General features: G+C 40.3%; 11 protein-coding genes. 7 read left to right on the forward strand and 4 right to left on the reverse strand.

What is annotated here, in order from left to right; all coding sequences use genetic code 11:
* The first annotated feature begins 96 nt into the window (after positions 1-96).
* The 3 genes from H6G73_RS20140 to mltA all read left to right on the forward strand — a co-directional run bounded on the left by H6G73_RS20140 (position 97) and on the right by mltA (position 2692).
* A complete protein-coding gene (locus H6G73_RS20140) occupies positions 97-867 on the forward strand; it encodes a hypothetical protein (protein ID WP_190607707.1) in 771 nt (256 codons plus the stop codon).
* Positions 868-1207: 340 nt separating this feature from the next.
* A complete protein-coding gene (locus tag H6G73_RS20145) occupies positions 1208-1462 on the forward strand; it encodes a hypothetical protein (protein ID WP_190607709.1) in 255 nt (84 codons plus the stop codon).
* A gap of 3 nt (positions 1463-1465) precedes the next feature.
* Positions 1466-2692 carry a murein transglycosylase A gene (mltA, locus tag H6G73_RS20150; protein WP_190607730.1) on the forward strand — a complete coding sequence of 409 codons (1227 nt, stop codon included), beginning with the start codon at positions 1466-1468 and terminating at the stop codon, positions 2690-2692.
* A 94-nt stretch (positions 2693-2786) separates the two neighbouring features.
* On the opposite strand, the gene H6G73_RS20155 is transcribed toward mltA, so the two are convergent.
* Entirely contained in the window at positions 2787-3653 is an 867-nt protein-coding gene (locus H6G73_RS20155; RefSeq protein ID WP_190607710.1) for a DUF5895 domain-containing protein, read from the reverse strand.
* Positions 3654-4284: 631 nt separating this feature from the next.
* Between H6G73_RS20155 and H6G73_RS20160 the strand changes: the two genes are divergently transcribed.
* Complete coding sequence (locus tag H6G73_RS20160; protein ID WP_190607712.1) at positions 4285-4503, forward strand: DUF4327 family protein; 219 nt, start codon at positions 4285-4287, stop codon at positions 4501-4503.
* A gap of 191 nt (positions 4504-4694) precedes the next feature.
* On the opposite strand, the gene H6G73_RS20165 is transcribed toward H6G73_RS20160, so the two are convergent.
* From H6G73_RS20165 to H6G73_RS20175, 3 genes are all read right to left on the reverse strand, one after another.
* Positions 4695-5954 carry an FHA domain-containing serine/threonine-protein kinase gene (locus H6G73_RS20165; RefSeq protein ID WP_190607714.1) on the reverse strand — a complete coding sequence of 420 codons (1260 nt, stop codon included), beginning with the start codon at positions 5952-5954 and terminating at the stop codon, positions 4695-4697.
* 272 nt (positions 5955-6226) lie between these two features.
* Complete coding sequence (locus H6G73_RS20170) at positions 6227-8185, reverse strand: serine/threonine phosphatase (RefSeq protein ID WP_190607732.1); 1959 nt, start codon at positions 8183-8185, stop codon at positions 6227-6229.
* A gap of 444 nt (positions 8186-8629) precedes the next feature.
* Positions 8630-9223 (reverse strand): rRNA large subunit pseudouridine synthase E, encoded by a 594-nt coding sequence (locus tag H6G73_RS20175; protein WP_190607716.1) that lies wholly within the window; start codon positions 9221-9223, stop codon positions 8630-8632.
* Positions 9224-9806: 583 nt separating this feature from the next.
* Between H6G73_RS20175 and H6G73_RS20180 the strand changes: the two genes are divergently transcribed.
* The 3 genes from H6G73_RS20180 to H6G73_RS20190 all read left to right on the forward strand — a co-directional run bounded on the left by H6G73_RS20180 (position 9807) and on the right by H6G73_RS20190 (position 15423).
* A complete protein-coding gene (locus tag H6G73_RS20180) occupies positions 9807-10667 on the forward strand; it encodes a DUF4344 domain-containing metallopeptidase (RefSeq protein ID WP_190607717.1) in 861 nt (286 codons plus the stop codon).
* Between the two features lie 30 nt (positions 10668-10697).
* On the forward strand, positions 10698-12023 hold the full coding sequence (locus H6G73_RS20185; RefSeq protein ID WP_190607719.1) for a DUF58 domain-containing protein: 1326 nt from the start codon (positions 10698-10700) through the stop codon (positions 12021-12023).
* 226 nt (positions 12024-12249) lie between these two features.
* Entirely contained in the window at positions 12250-15423 is a 3174-nt protein-coding gene (locus H6G73_RS20190) for a GAF domain-containing sensor histidine kinase (RefSeq protein WP_190607721.1), read from the forward strand.
* Positions 15424-15435 lie beyond the last annotated feature (12 nt).

The following is a 15435-nucleotide window of genomic DNA, read 5'->3' on the forward strand; positions in this document are numbered from 1 at the left end:
CTTGACCAGCAGCAGACTAGTCAAATTTAGAAATTGGCAATCCCACAGTAAAATAGCAAAAGATATTTGAACTAAAGACATTTGATATAGCGCCTTATGTCCATTATTGCGCTGAGAGCATGGTACATACAAGATTATGAGCCAATTTCCGAATTGGAAAAACGTCCTCCAGATATTCGGCTTAGTAAAAAAAGCTTACTAAAATCAGGTTTAAGGGCTGACTTCCTTGAAGATATTGATCAAGTCAAAGCTGCTGCTTGGTTTGGGTTGTATCTGGAGGGAGAAAATATAGAATTTTATATTGAAGGTAGTGGTGGTTATTGTGTCGCGAATATTGACTTAATTAGTCATGAAATTTATTTTACGAAGCAGTCTTTATTAGCCCAGTTAGAACCAACTATTTTTTTCTCATATCAAACCGAATTTTCCACAGCTAGTGAATTGCTCAGAGAAGAATTACAAAAAAGTGTGGTAACTTTAAACAAGCGATCGCGTCTACCTCTGACATTGGTAGAATCATCCCGTCCTAGTTCTGCACCACTACGGCTGAGTCGTACTATGCTGCGAAAAATCCGTAGAAGTTTGTTGTTTATTGCGGACACTACCGCCCTGACTAGCATTACTAGTCAAGAAACACCCCTACTAATTCCTAGCCCTCATGTTTGTCTAGAAATTGGCTATGCTCTTCAAAGTAAACGCTCCGAACAGATTTTGTTAGCGCAAATGCAACGTCCAGAAATATCAGGACAATTGCCCTTCGATTTACCTATTCAACAAATTTTACAGTTTCACGATAGTTCAGAACTAAGTCAAGTCCTCACCCCATCATTAATGAACCAATTAGCAAGATTCAAATTATTTTTCTAATTTTCAATAGTTGATATCAGAAAATCAACTCCTGTGAAGTTTGACAAAATCAAGTTACTCATATAACTATGAGTAAGCGTTAAAGCATAAATCACAAAATGGGAACTGTTTTCCTGTGAACTACCGTCATAGGTGGAAACAAAGTTGATGAACTATCCCTTGATTTGGTTACATCTTCCTGCTTACCCCCATGAAGACATCATTGCTGCCCATAGATAGCAGAACCTACGACTATTCTATGTCTCCCATTCCACAATCAGATTGACCGTATGCTTACTCTTTTCATTGTGGCGTGACGTGGTTAACAATGAGTTGGATGTGTTTCTAATGACGTGAATTTATGCCTAGAACGCCGAACGAATACGCAGTCTTCATACTCCTGGAAAGTGGTCACAGAGAAGAAGTACGTTTTCCCACTATTCAGGATTTTCAAAAGTGGTATAGCGGGGAACTTGTACCAAAATCTAGTTCCAATGATTTTATTAGCGTGCCGATTAAAAATATTCAAGGGGAATATATGGTGGTACGCCCTTCTCGCATCGTGGCTATCAGAGTGGAACCAGTTTTTAGTTCTAGTGTGGAAAGATTCAACTAAATGATGAAAAAAACCCTTGCTTTGCTGTCCTTAAGTCTGGGAATGACCCTTGTTCATCCAATTTGGTCAGTGGTTGCTCAATCTCCCAGTCCAGAACCATCACCAGCAATTACCACTCCTGAAGCATTGCCAGCTTTGGTGCCAGTACCGTTAGAAACGGCTTGTCCTTCACCCAGTAATTGCTTGGGTTGGGATGAACAAATTTGGGGTAGTAGAGGTAGAAGGGGCGATCGCTCGGCGCTGCTAGTATCTATAGATAACAGTTTGCGTTATCTTTCCACCAACGCAGCAGCTAAAGCCTACGAAAATTACCCCATCCAGGGAATTACCCTAGATCGTGTACGCCGTAGTTTACAGCGGTTTCGGCAACTAATAGTAACATCTAGATCAGCAACAGAGTTACAAGCAGCCGTGCGACGGGAGTTTACCTTTTACCAGTCCACAGGCAACGATGGCAAGGGTACAGTGAAGTTTACATCCTATTACGAACCTGTATATACAGCCAGTCGGGTCAGAACTTCAGTTTATAGATATCCTGTTTATCAACTACCACAAGATTTTCCCACCTGGGCTAAACCTCATCCCAAACGAGTGGAGTTAGAAGGAAAAGATGGTTTACTTGGGGATAAAAGCCGATTACGAGGTTTAGAATTGCTGTGGTTCCGCGATCGCCTCGATGCTTACATGATCCATATTCAAGGTTCTGCCCAAATCCAGTTAACAAATGGCAAAAGAACTGCCATCGGTTTTGCTGGTGGCACAGATTATCCTTGGACAAGCATTGGTAGGGAACTAGCAAAAGATGGAAAACTGCCACCTCAAGGCTTAACTATGCCCCGGATACTTAGCTTCTTCCGCCAAAATCCCAAGGAGTTAAATAACTATTTGCCCCGTTGGGAAAGGTTTGTCTTCTTTAAAGAAACTGGTGATAGACCTGCCACCGGGAGTATTAACGTTCCCATTACACCAGAACGTTCTATTGCCACCGACAAATCTTTGATGCCTCCCGGTGCATTAGCCCTAATTAATGCCTCTATTCCTTACCCCGCAGGTCGTGGCAGGTTAGAATACCGTCGAGTCAATCGCTTTGTTATGGATCAAGACACTGGCAGTGCGATTAAAGGGCCAGGCCGAGTAGATTACTTTATGGGTACTGGTCAACTGGCAGGCGATCGCGCCGGCGTAACTGGTGGTAACGGAGCACTATACTATCTATTACTCAAGGAATAGTTACAAAAACAGGAGATATAGGGAAGCAGGAGACAAAAATAAATACTGTTCCCTGTTCCCTGTTCCCTGTTCCCTGTTCCCTGTCACCTGTCACCTAATATGGCGGATAACCGAAATCATCTTCATCAGCATAAATATAGGAACCAGTGACACCAGCCACCTCTTTAGCTGGTTCCACTTTCAAAGTTTCCCGACCAAAATCTTTGTATTCCTCAAAGGTTTTACAAATGACCGTTGATTCGGGAGCATCAGAAGCAATCATATATTCTGTTAAAGTTGCTGCCGTCGGATGCTTGTAATCTACAGTCGAAGCTACCAATACCACATTAGGTTCAATCCCTCTTTCTTCACAATCAATGATTGGGCAGAAAATTCCATGAGCGTGAAATAGCGGGCCTTTTGGCGATACAGGTTGCTTACGAAAACCTGCGTAAGCCTTTTCTAATTCAGCCACAAAACCGCCACTAATGCGACCTTGCTGATATTCACAATAGGTTTTGCTAAAACTTGCCCCTGCTGCACCATTTAATGTTAATTGCAACGGATATTGATGTAAAAAAGTTTTATTTTCTCCAACTATAAAAATTAAATAGCGTGTAAAAGTTTTAAACTTCAGTTTATCTGCCAAAAAGGCATCATAATTTTCCTTGAGTGTGCCTAATTTAATTCCTGTTTCTCTGTCCTTTACTGACAATGGCCCCCGACGGACAATTACCAATCTGGGGGTAGTGGTGATAAAAACTTGTTCTACACCAGAGCTAAATTCGTGCTCTACCTGTTGCCAATTGTCATCTGGTTGGAACCCAACTGCCTGAGCATTGTCTCGCTTAATCGCCAAACCATAGCTTTGCATTCCATCTGCTCCATACCGAGGATTAATCATCTGGCACCAGGGTAGGATTTGAGATGGTGGAGCATTAAATTTTTCGTCCTCAAAGTCAAACTTAGCAGACGCTTTCATCGTTTTTGGTTATCCAAGTGTTTGATTTTACCAGTTTATATTTTGTACCATCCATTCAGAATCTGAGGCACTCTCTGAAGTAGATTTTAACAACCCAGTGCAATTTTAGATTTGAGATTCAGATGGCAAAACTATCTTTTCTCCTCCTGCCTCTCTATGTCCCCTGCTTGCCTTATTGTTCTTATGCTCCTATAGCCAGAATCAAAAAATTAGAGTATAAAATTGAATAAGTGGCAGAGATTTGCAATTGCTTGTCAAGCATAGGGTTACGTGAGCAAAACAGCTAAAATTCTATTTTGGCATCAAGAATTGTCAAAAATGACACATTTTTTTATGAACAAAATGAATAAGCTTTTACAAATCATCTTCACCAGCGTTATTATTGCAATAACATGACTCATTCTTAGACTCAGCCTTGACCATTGCCTCTAGGCAGAATCAAAGTATTGTGGTGGTGATTACCGTACAAAACTGAATCTTCCAGTAATAGACTAGAGTAAGTTATGGTATAGTTATAAAGCTAAGACTAGCTTTGCCCAACCACAACGCTCTACGCACTGATAACAATTGCAAAACGGAAAGCAGTTTTGATTAAGCATTTACCAAAGGAAATCTGAACTCAATCGAGGTTATGACTCAGCAAGTAATTCACCCTATGGTGAAATTGCAGCGTAACGTGCAATCACTCGTAGAATCAAAAATTATCAAGCCTACTGATAGCATTTGGAAAATTGCCTTGCTCTATGGCAATGACTGGCAGCACTGGAAGCAGGAACTGCTGGATTTTGGATTTAGTATGCAAGATCCAATCAGCGAACTGCTAGCAGTAGAAGCTTGGGATGAAGAATAACAAATTAATGACGGAACTCCAGGTCAAAAAACAGCCAATTTTGTAGGATGCGGTATTAACACATCGTGAACGGCTAATTTTCAATGGTGTGTTACGCTAGCGCCAAAACGCAGCCATGCCCGCAGGGCTATACACAACCTACTAATCCAGGATTTTTGACATTTGTAGTTGCTCACCGCAAGGATGAGGTACTAGTATTGGCAGGCAGCTAATGCCTGTGCCAATTCTTGTGCACTTTGATAGCGATCGCGTGGCAGAGGTTCTGTGACGCGCTCGATCACATCTCGAATTTGGTGATTAATAGTAGGAATACTTTTGACATCAAAGCGAAAAAATCTGCCCTGCTGACGATAGAACTTAAAGGGATTTTCGCCTGTCAACAGGAAAATTAAAGTCGGCCCAATAGCATACAAGTCTGATTGAGTCAAAGGTTGTCCCCGTTCCTGTTCAGGAGCACAATAACCTTCTGCACCAATCCTTGTACCTGGTGCTGTACCCGTTTCCTTGACAGCGCCAAAATCTAGTACCACTATGCAATTATTGGCATTTCGCACCATTAGGTTAGCCGGTTTAATATCACGGTGAATTAGTGGTGGGCTTTGGTTATGGAGATAGGTAAGAATATCACAAGTTTGGATCATCCAAGCGATCGCTTGATTTGATGTTACAGGTCCAGTAGTGCAGATACGTTTCTCTAAATCCTGGCCATGAATTAATTCCATCGCTAAGTATTTCTTGCCCCCTTCGACAAAAAAGTCAAAATACTTAGGCACTCCTGGATGATTTAGGTACTTTAAAATATTAGCTTCCCTTTGAAATAACTCTTGGGCTTTGGCAATTCTGGCCATGTCCGCATTCATTTGCTTTAGCACTAGCAATTGCGGTACTCCCGTTGTCACCCCAGTAGCATCCCATGCAAGGAAAGTAGTACCCATTCCTCCTTGTCCTAAAGTTCGTAGTACTTGGTAATGACGAATAGTTTGTTTAACAACTATGGGTTGTCCACAATGGACACAAAAAAGATTGCCAGGGGAATTACCTTCATGAGTACAGTGAAAATTTGACAACCCAGTTGGAGGAGAGGTCAGTGATACTTTGTAGGTGGGTTGGTTTAACCAACTATTTGCTATCGGTAACTCTTGAAGTTGGAATTTGAGTAAAGGCCCACCCTGAGCCAATTGTAAGATGGCATTATCTGGTAATTGACTCTTATTAATCAAAGTTCCATTGAGAAAAGTCCCATTCGTACCTTGACTAACGACTTGCCAATAATCACCTTTATTTTCACCAAAAATTTTTCTAATCTCTAGATGATAACGAGAAACTAAACTATCATTTAAAACAACGTCATTATCCACCGCTCGACCAATGCGAATGAGGGTGGAGTCATCAAAGCACCACTGCTTTAGTAGTGTTTTGCGTTGCGCTTCTAACAGCGTCAAAATAACCACAATAAAACCTAAAAAATAAGTGGAAAAAATTTAAATTGAGAAATTGTTAAACAGGTGACAGAATTTTAGATTTTCATTTGAGATTGGGGATGAGATGTGTTCTAATCCCACCTCATATCTAAAATTTCTAGCTCAACCGCTCATTCCCATTTAGTATTTACTAACTTCTGATTGACCTTCAGGTTGGTCTGTAGATGCAATATAGATGTAGAGTAGCTGGCAAACTTGGGCAGGTAGAGCAAAATTCCTATTGCTAGATGAACATAGGCGTTTTAATGAATAGTTTCTTGGCTGGGACGAACTTTTACCCGTACCAAAACGGCAGTAATGTTGTCATGACCGTTATGTTGGTTTGCCAACTCAATTAAATTGAAAATGCCTGTTTCTAGATTAGTGTTACTACTAAGCAAAGGGGCTAGATGAGTTTGCCAATTGATTTCTAATAAGTCATTATCTGATAAACCATCCGATGCTAACAGTAGCAGAGTATCTTCATTTATACTAAAAAACTCCACATCTGGATGGATTGATTTTTCATGACGTGGGCCTAAAGCTTGGGTTAGTTGATAGGCATCTGGACGGGAATAAGCAATGCTGGGGTCTATGCCTTTGGCTATTTCTTGTTGACCAACTTCGTGATCTACAGTTAGTAATTCTAGTCCTCGCTTGCGAGTGATGCGGTAGAGACGACTATCTCCAACATGGGCAACTGCTGCTTCTGTGTCCTGGATTAATAACATGACCAGGGTCGTACCCATTCTGGCAACACCAGACCGAGCATCCTGTTGATTGAGGTTGTAAATGGTCTGATTAGCTAAATAGACTGCTTCACGAATGGTTTGTTCCGATGGTAGTTCATGGTCTAGCCAATTTTCTTGAAAATATTGACGCATAGCATTAACTGCTAATTGGCTAGCTATTTCTCCACCGGCATGTCCTCCCATCCCATCACAGAGAACATATAAGCATTTGGCTTGGACTAAGCGGCTTTTGGGAAATTCCAATTTTTCAATTTTGGTTTCTATGCCAAAATAATCTTCGTTATGACGACGTTGACGACCTACATCAGTCATACCCACATCTTCTAAACTGTTTAACTGCATGGAAAGGACGACGGTGGGGACATCATCGTTTTTGGCAATACTGTCTGTGGTTTCTTCGTCTAATTGTAAAACTGTGGGTGGTGAATTATATTGTGGCGTGGGAGGGCTGACATGCCTTGCGGCTATGGTTTCTAGGTCTGCGGCTATTTCTTCGAGGCGCGATCGCAATTCCCCTAGTGTTTGAATAGTACCATTTTCTAAATGCTCTAACATCTGCACAACTGCCCCAATTTGAGTCCGTTGGGACTGTCTAAATAAGGTCTGCCAAACTCTCCCCAAAGTCTTGATAGTTAATTCCTGAGATTCTGGGTCGGCATCATTTTGATAATTTTGTGTATCTAGATATAACCTTTGCAGCGCAATTGTTTGGTCTTCATCTAGTCGCAGATTCGATAAATCGAGTAAACTTTGGCGACAACCAACTGATTCCAACACCGACCACAATTGAGTCATCTGATAAAACCAGTGTAAAATTTGCAGTGGACTGGTGGTGTCTTCCTGCCAAACATCAAGTAATAAATCCCATTGAGAACGGTCTTCAATGAGGATAACCTGCATATTATTATGTTCCCAAGCATCATGTATTTGGGGTATTTCCGCTTGAGTTTTTGACTGTAATTCAATATAGGCTTTGGCTAAAGGTGGAATTTTATTTTCACCTAATGATGGAATGGGCAGCCCCTTTGGTTCATGCTCTAGTATGGCTTCAATGGGGGATATTTGATAGGGTTGGCAGTCTAAAACTCTAACTTTCACTTCCGTATTGGCAGCGATAACTTCTGGGGTTGGTAACTGCTCTAATAATTGATAGCGTTCTTCAGGGTCTAAATAGGAACCGATGAAAAATTGTGGGGGTAAAGTAGAAACAATTGTGTCACTACTTTTGGCTTTTGAGGCTGGTAATAATTGTGTTGTTGATGCTGAAGCAACTTTTACAGGCTTTTCCTGAGTAATGATTGCCCACCAAATCGGCCCACATTCTGCACCGCAGTTATGGCAGTTGAGCAAATTTAGCTCTACTGGAGTGCCACAGTCAGGACAAATTTTGTGAACCAGAGATGTCCCACAACTTTGACAAAATTTATTTTGATTAGGGTTTTCAAATTTACACTGAGGGCAAATCAGCATAGTGGAAGTTCCTTGATTGTTTTCTAAGGTGCTTCTAGCCACTAAGATCAAAAGTGCCACAATTAGCTGACTCTGCCTAGAGTATATCTACAAGACATTGTGCATTTACCAGAAGTTTCTGGATAGCAGTATTAATTGTGACGCATCTTAGCGAAATACATTAAGTTTCGTCCAGGGTATCGCTGACCCTATGTAATGATTTAGCCAAGAGGATTAAATCATTTTGCATCTTATACTATTCGATTTATAGGAATAGCTAATTTGAGATGTAGATTTTGTTTACAAAGGCTTTTTAGTAAATATTCAGTGTCAGTAAATCAACTATACCTCTAGGTAACTACAAGTTCTACTCTGGGAAATTGATAATTTCAATCTGTCAAAGGATGTTGAAATGCTATCTGATACCATAATTTTGGCAATGGGAATGAAAAAGTTGTGGGCTAGCTAAGAGGATATTGCTGTTTTTTTCAGATTTTTGATTTCTAAGGGGGTCAGGTCACGCCATTGACCAGTTTGTAGTCCATCTAGTTTAATCTGGGTAATACTGACCCGGATTAATCGCAAAGTAGGGAAACCTACAGCCGCAGTCATTCTTCGTACTTGGCGATTTTTACCTTCCCTCAAGGTCATTTCTAACCAAGCTGTGGGCACGTTTTTACGAAATCTGATTGGGGGAATGCGATCGCTCACCTCTAGCCCCTCTGGTAACAGTTTAACTTGGGCTGGACGTGTCCGGTAATCTTGAATGTCTACTCCTGTACATAATTTATTAATAGCTTGGTCATCAGGTATACGTTCTACCTGTATCCAATAAGTGCGTTCATGGCCAAATTTGGGATGGGAAAGACGATGTTGTAATCTACCATCGTTTGTTAATAACAGTAACCCTTCACTATCCCAGTCCAATCTACCCACAGGATAGATATCGGGAATGTCAATAAATTCTTTGAGTGTTCTATGTTTAGGACTTTCCTGGGTAAATTGGCTTAAAACTCCATAGGGTTTGTGGAAAATGATATAGCGATAGTCATTGGTCATTGGTAATCAAAATTACAACGAAGTTAAGAAAAGCTACAAGCAGCGGAGTCTCCCATTTTACATGGTTATTTGGGAGGGCGATCGCTCTACTCAACTATTGAGTTTATACATTAGTCAATCCCAGGTGATAACCAGGAATTATTTATCCCCTGTTTTTCTCTCTTGCTATAGACACAAGACGAAGAATAATTTTTTCAGATTCAAAGTTGACAAAATAGTTAATTACGTTTACTTTGGTTTCATCTTGATAGTTTTCCCAAAATAATATTCACTTAATATCTTTCTCATAGTCATGAGTGGAACAATTCCTGTTACCACCTTATGTTTACTATTTATAAAATATGTAAATTATGCTTGGCTAAACATTATTGAAAATATATGCAATGAAGAGTGCTGTTGTCGTCATCATACAGAGCTTATTTTTACACATTAATATTCGTAGTTCATGCTAATTTTCGGCGTTGCTGATGGAAATATGAATATGTCTCACGCCAAGTCACAAATAATCAAAGTTAAATCTTAATCTGACACATTTCAGCTTTTCCATTAATTCATGCTATTTAACAATAATCCTAGTTCAATAATGCAGTTTGCTAGCTTCAATCTGAAAAATTTATTGTTACTCTGTACTTTAACTTTATTTATTGGGTTAATTTATATTACACAAACACCTACAAACCAGGCGCACCAATTAGAAAGTGCGGGTAAATTCACAATAGAATATGCTGATATTAGACAAGAAGTTTATAGGGAAAGACAGCGTAAATTTCAACAATTACAATCCTTTGATAAATTAGCACAAAAACTCAACCAAACTTTGGTGATGCCTGAGGATATTAAGATTGTGCTGGATGAATGTGGCACTGTTAATGCTTATTACAAACCCTCAGAACATAGTATCTTCATTTGCCATGAGTTGATAGATAGGTTTACGAATGTATTTAGAAAAGATGAGCAAAATCATCAATTAGATAACAATGCTCTGCCAATAGAGACAAAAGTTGCACAAAGGGTCGCTGGTACAGTTATATTCACCTTGTTTCATGAATTGGGACATACTTTGATTGAAGAGTTAGATTTACCTGTCACTGGCAAAGAAGAAGACACTGTGGACGAATTTTCCACTATTTTCTTATCGGAATTAGGAGAAGAACAGGCAGCATTAGCTGCGGCTGTACAATTTGGTTTATCAGGCAAAGGAGAAATCAATCAGCATCCCCAAAATCTACCATTTTGGGCAGAACATTCTTTAAATTATCAGCGATTTTATAGCATTATTTGTTTGGTATATGGGAAAAACCCAGAGAAATATGCTGATTTAGTGGCAAAGATTGGTATTCCCAAAGAAAGACAAAATTCTTGCCAGGTAGATTACAATAAAAAAGTTAAGTCTTGGCGGACATTACTCCAACCTCACTTACAGACAAATGCCAGTTTATTGTAAAAATTTTTGATGTAATTTGCTCACAAATATATGGTTCCAGCGAAAAGAGTCTATATTTTACTGACTTTAGGAATATTAATAGCTGTTATTCTGGCAATATTGATTAATATTTATGCTGCTATCACTATTACTTTATTACTTGATATTTTAATTTTAGTCTTAATGGCGGTTGATGGAATCCGAGTTAAAGCCAATCGAGTACAAATTATTCGTGAATTACCGACACGTTTATCCATTAGTCGTGATAATCCAGTGGTGCTGAAGGTGGAATCAAGAAATAGCGATGCTGTATTAAAAATTCGGGATTACTATCCTTCAGAATTTGTCCCATCTCAAACTATATTAGAAACGGTAATTCCTGCTCAAAGTAGGGAAGATTTAACATACATGGTTTACCCCAAACAAAGAGGAGAATATAACTGGGGAAAAATTCAAGTGCGTCAATTGGGAAGTTGGGGTTTAGCATGGGATGATTGGCAAATTCCCCATAATCATACAGTGAAAGTTTATCCTGATTTAGTAGGGTTGCGATCGCTCTCCGTCCGTCTCACCCTCCAGTCCTCTGGTTCCATCCGCAAGGTCAAGCAAATGGGAATGGGAACAGAATTTGCAGAACTGCGAAACTATCGTACTGGTGATGATTTGCGGTTTATTGACTGGAAAGCCACAGCGAAAAGATTAGGTACTTATGGTAACACCGGACCCTTAGTGCGGGTTCTGGAACCGGAACAGGAACAAACTTTATTGATTCTGTTAGACCGGGGTCGGTTGATGACAGCGAGAGTCCAGGGTTTGCAGCGATTTGACTGGGGCTTAAATACTACGTTATCCTTAGCATTAGCCGCATTACACAGAGGCGATCGCGTGGGTGTAGGTGTATTTGACCGACAAATTCATACTTGGATACCACCAGAACGTGGACAAAAGCATTTACATAAACTCATTGACTACCTCACCCCCATAGAACCAGAATTACTAGAATCCGATTATTTAGGTGCTGTTACTTATTTAGTTCAACAGCAAACCCGCAGAGCATTGGTTGTCGTCATTACCGATATTGTAGATATAACTGCCTCTTCAGAATTGCTGGCTGCTCTTTCCCGATTAGCACCTCGTTATTTACCTTTTTGCGTGACTCTTCGCGACCCGTTGGTAGACCAATTAGCTAACAGTTTCACTGAAGATATTTCCCAAGCTTATACCCGTGCTGTTGCCTTGGATTTACTAGCACAAAGACAAGTGGCTTTTGCTCAACTAAAACAAAAAGGTGTATTAGTTCTTGATGCACCAGCTAATCAAATTTCTGACCAGTTAGTTGAAAGCTATTTACAACTCAAAGCGAAAAATAAGTTATAAATATTTACATAAACAGTAGCAATTTAGGAAATATATAGTGCCCTTTCTAACACAGTCATTGATTTTATTGCTGAATAAACGCATATTTATTCTTGATTGTCAATGATGTATTTCTAAAGTTATGGATAAGAAAATACAAATTTTTAGAATTTATTTAGATTTATGATCATCATCAGACAAAAAAGGGAAGACTAAAACTTAAGTATTTCTGTTTTCCCTAGATTTTATGACAACAACAGGCTATGAAACGTCTAATCTCGTTCCTGTACAGGAATGTCAAAAAGAGTTAAATTTGACATTACAATATCAAAAAATATTAGCTAGAATTTTGGCTAAAGTTCGCTCCTTTGTAAAGTTAGAATCTTTGTGTTCTAGTTCTTGTCAAGATATTTGTCGGCAGCTAAAAATTGAGCGAGTTGCTATTTATCGTTTTAATGAGGACTGGAGTGGTAGTTTTATCAATAATTTGGGTTTTGCAGAACCTCCTTGGAATGGACTGAGTGCCTTTGGACAGGATTTGGTGTGGGGAGATTCTCATTTGCAAGAAACCCAAGGAGGACGGTATCGCAAAAATGAACCTTTTGCTGTGGCTGATATTTATAATGCCGGACATGCACGTTGCCATATTGAGGTATTAGAACAGTTTCAAATTCATGCCTATGCGATTGCTCCTATCTTCATCGGCCCAAAACTTTGGGGTTTACTAGCAGGTTATCAACACTCCGCACCCCGACAATGGCATCCTAGCGAAGTTGAATTTTTAGCCCAAGCTGCCAGCCATATTGGCATAGCAATGCAGCAAGCAGAAATCCTCGAACAAACTAAAAAACGGACTGAGGAACTGCAAGATGCGATTATACGCCAACGAGCTTTAGCTGAAGTGGTGGGGAATATTCGCTCATCTCTAGAGCCAAAATTAATTTTAGACACCGCTTGTCAGGAACTGTGCAAACTCTTGAAGCTAGAACGGAGTGCAGTTTATCGCTTCAATGAAGACTGGAGTGGTGAATTTGTCAGCCAATTTGGTATGGTGGAAGCTCAGTGGGACAGAATTAATCCTTTTGGGAGAAATTTAGTTTGGGAAGATAGTTACCTGCAAGAAACTAAAGGTGGAAGATACCGCAACAATGAAAGTTTTGCAGTCAACGATATTTACCAAGCTGGACACTCACGCTGTCATCTAGATATTTTAGAGCAATTCAAGATTCGAGCTTATGCCTTAGCACCCATTTTCATCGGTACAAAACTTTGGGGGCTAATAGCAGCCTATCAACATTCCGGGTCACGCCAATGGATAGATTATGAAGTAGAATTTCTTGGACAAGTAGGAGCGCAATTAGGTGTAGCACTTCAGCAAGCCGAGAACTTGGCCCAAAGCAAACAACAGGCTACTGCTCTCCAAGATGCGATCGCCAGACAAAGAGCGCTCACTGAAGTAGTAGGAAAAATTCGCTCCTCCCTAGATATTGACTTGATTCTGAAAACCACTTGTCAGGAAGTATGTAAACTCCTGCGAGTTGAGCGAGTTGCGGTTTATCGCTTCAATCAAGATTGGAGTGGCGAATTTGTCAATCATTTTGGCATAGTAGAACCACAGTGGGACAGCATCCACCCCTTTGGCAAACATCTCGTTTGGGAAGATACCTACCTGCAAGAAACCAAAGGTGGACGCTACCGCAACAATGAAAGTTTTGCAGTCAACGATATTCACCAAGCCGGACATACACGCTGTCACCTAGATATTTTGGAGCAATTTAGAATTCGTGCCTATGCCTTGACTCCCATTTTTGTAGGACGGAATCTGTGGGGATTATTAGCAGCCTATCAGCATTCAGCACCTCGTCAATGGGAAGAGGTAGAAGTAGAATTTTTAGGACAGGTAGCCAGCCAACTGGGAGTAGCCCTGCAAAGTTCACACATGATGACCCAAATCCAAACCCGTGCTGATGACATGCAGCAAGCAGCTGAACAAAGACGGATTTTATTTGATTTGGTGGTGAAAATTCGTGAATCCTTAGATTTAGAGATAATTTTTAATACAACAGTACAGGAAGTCAGGCGATCGCTCAAGGCTGATCGAGTCGGTATCTTCCGCTTCGACCCTGACATTGGTCTTTGCAGTGGCGAATTTATCGCTGAAGATGTAGTACCCAAATTTGATTCTGCCCTAGGAGTCAAAGTTCAAGACTATTACTTGAGCGAGCATTACGCACCAAAATATCAGCAAGGGGAAGTGCAAGTTGTATCTGATTTGAACTGCTTAGGCTCCAAAGTTCCACATCTGGACATAATTGAGCGGTTTCAAGTCAAAGCCCAGATAGTTGTACCACTGATGGAAGGAGATAAATTGTGGGGGTTAATGTGCATCCATCAATGCACCCATCCCCGTCATTGGGAAGAAGAAGAATTAACATTTGTCACCCAAGTAGCGGCTCAACTCAGTGTAGCTTTACTTCAAGCAAATTTATTCCAACAATCCAGCTTATTGGGTCAAACCCGTGCAGAAGCAAACCAACTGGCCCAAACACTCAATGAACTGCGAACTGCCCAAATGCAAATTATCCAGGCGGAAAAAATGGCCAGTTTGGGGCAATTGGTCGCAGGAGTAGCCCACGAAATTAATAACCCAATTAATTTTATTTACGGCAACTTAGAACATGCCCAGCAATACACCCAAGAATTGATGTGTTACATAGAGCTATGTCGCCAACACCATCCCTATGTAGTACAAGAGGTACAAGAGTTTTGGCAAAAAGCCGATATAGAGTTTTTATTTGATGACTTGCCTAAATTATTTCAGTCCATGAAAGTTGGCACTGAGCGCATTCGGGAAATAGTTACATCTTTGCGTAACTTCTCACGTTTAGATGAAGCAGAATTTAAAGCTGCAAATATTCACGAAGGCATAGATAGCACATTAATGATTTTGCAACACCGCTTGAAGCCTTCAGCAGACAGTCCCACTATTGTTGTCAACAAAAATTATGAAGCATTACCTTTAATCGAATGCTATCCCGGTCAGTTGAATCAGGTATTTATGAATTTGCTCTCCAATGCCATTGATGCAATAGAAGAGCGAAATAATCATCTATCCCCCGAAGTGATTGCGGCTAACCCCAGTGACATCCATATTTCTACTCACCAACTCAATCAAGAATGGATTGCTATTCGCATTGCTGACAACGGACTTGGCATGGATGAAACAGTTCTTTCTCGACTATTCGATCCATTTTTTACCACTAAAGTAGTTGGTAAAGGTACAGGTTTGGGACTTTCTATTAGCTATCAGATTGTCACAGATAAACGTAAGGATTCAGGTGGTGGGGTATTGACAAGTGTGGTATGGGAAGCAGAATATAGCAATTATGGAAAAAGACCTGCCACCAAAACTAGACAGTGAAAGCTTAAAACA

It is taken from the genome of Richelia sinica FACHB-800 (assembly GCF_014698825.1).
Classification (GTDB): domain Bacteria; phylum Cyanobacteriota; class Cyanobacteriia; order Cyanobacteriales; family Nostocaceae; genus FACHB-800.

What these genes read in the sequence shown, in the direction of transcription:
- H6G73_RS20160 (WP_190607712.1), top strand. Translation starts at nt 4,285, where the DNA reads ATGACTCAGCAAGTAATTCACCCTATGGTGAAATTGCAGCGTAACGTG.
- H6G73_RS20190 (WP_190607721.1), top strand. Translation starts at nt 12,250, where the DNA reads ATGACAACAACAGGCTATGAAACGTCTAATCTCGTTCCTGTACAGGAA.
- mltA (WP_190607730.1), top strand. Translation starts at nt 1,466, where the DNA reads ATGAAAAAAACCCTTGCTTTGCTGTCCTTAAGTCTGGGAATGACCCTT.
- H6G73_RS20185 (WP_190607719.1), top strand. Translation starts at nt 10,698, where the DNA reads ATGGTTCCAGCGAAAAGAGTCTATATTTTACTGACTTTAGGAATATTA.
- H6G73_RS20180 (WP_190607717.1), top strand. Translation starts at nt 9,807, where the DNA reads ATGCAGTTTGCTAGCTTCAATCTGAAAAATTTATTGTTACTCTGTACT.
- H6G73_RS20140 (WP_190607707.1), top strand. Translation starts at nt 97, where the DNA reads ATGTCCATTATTGCGCTGAGAGCATGGTACATACAAGATTATGAGCCA.
- H6G73_RS20145 (WP_190607709.1), top strand. Translation starts at nt 1,208, where the DNA reads ATGCCTAGAACGCCGAACGAATACGCAGTCTTCATACTCCTGGAAAGT.
- H6G73_RS20175 (WP_190607716.1), bottom strand. Translation starts at nt 9,223, where the DNA reads ATGACCAATGACTATCGCTATATCATTTTCCACAAACCCTATGGAGTT.
- H6G73_RS20155 (WP_190607710.1), bottom strand. Translation starts at nt 3,653, where the DNA reads ATGAAAGCGTCTGCTAAGTTTGACTTTGAGGACGAAAAATTTAATGCT.
- H6G73_RS20170 (WP_190607732.1), bottom strand. Translation starts at nt 8,185, where the DNA reads ATGCTGATTTGCCCTCAGTGTAAATTTGAAAACCCTAATCAAAATAAA.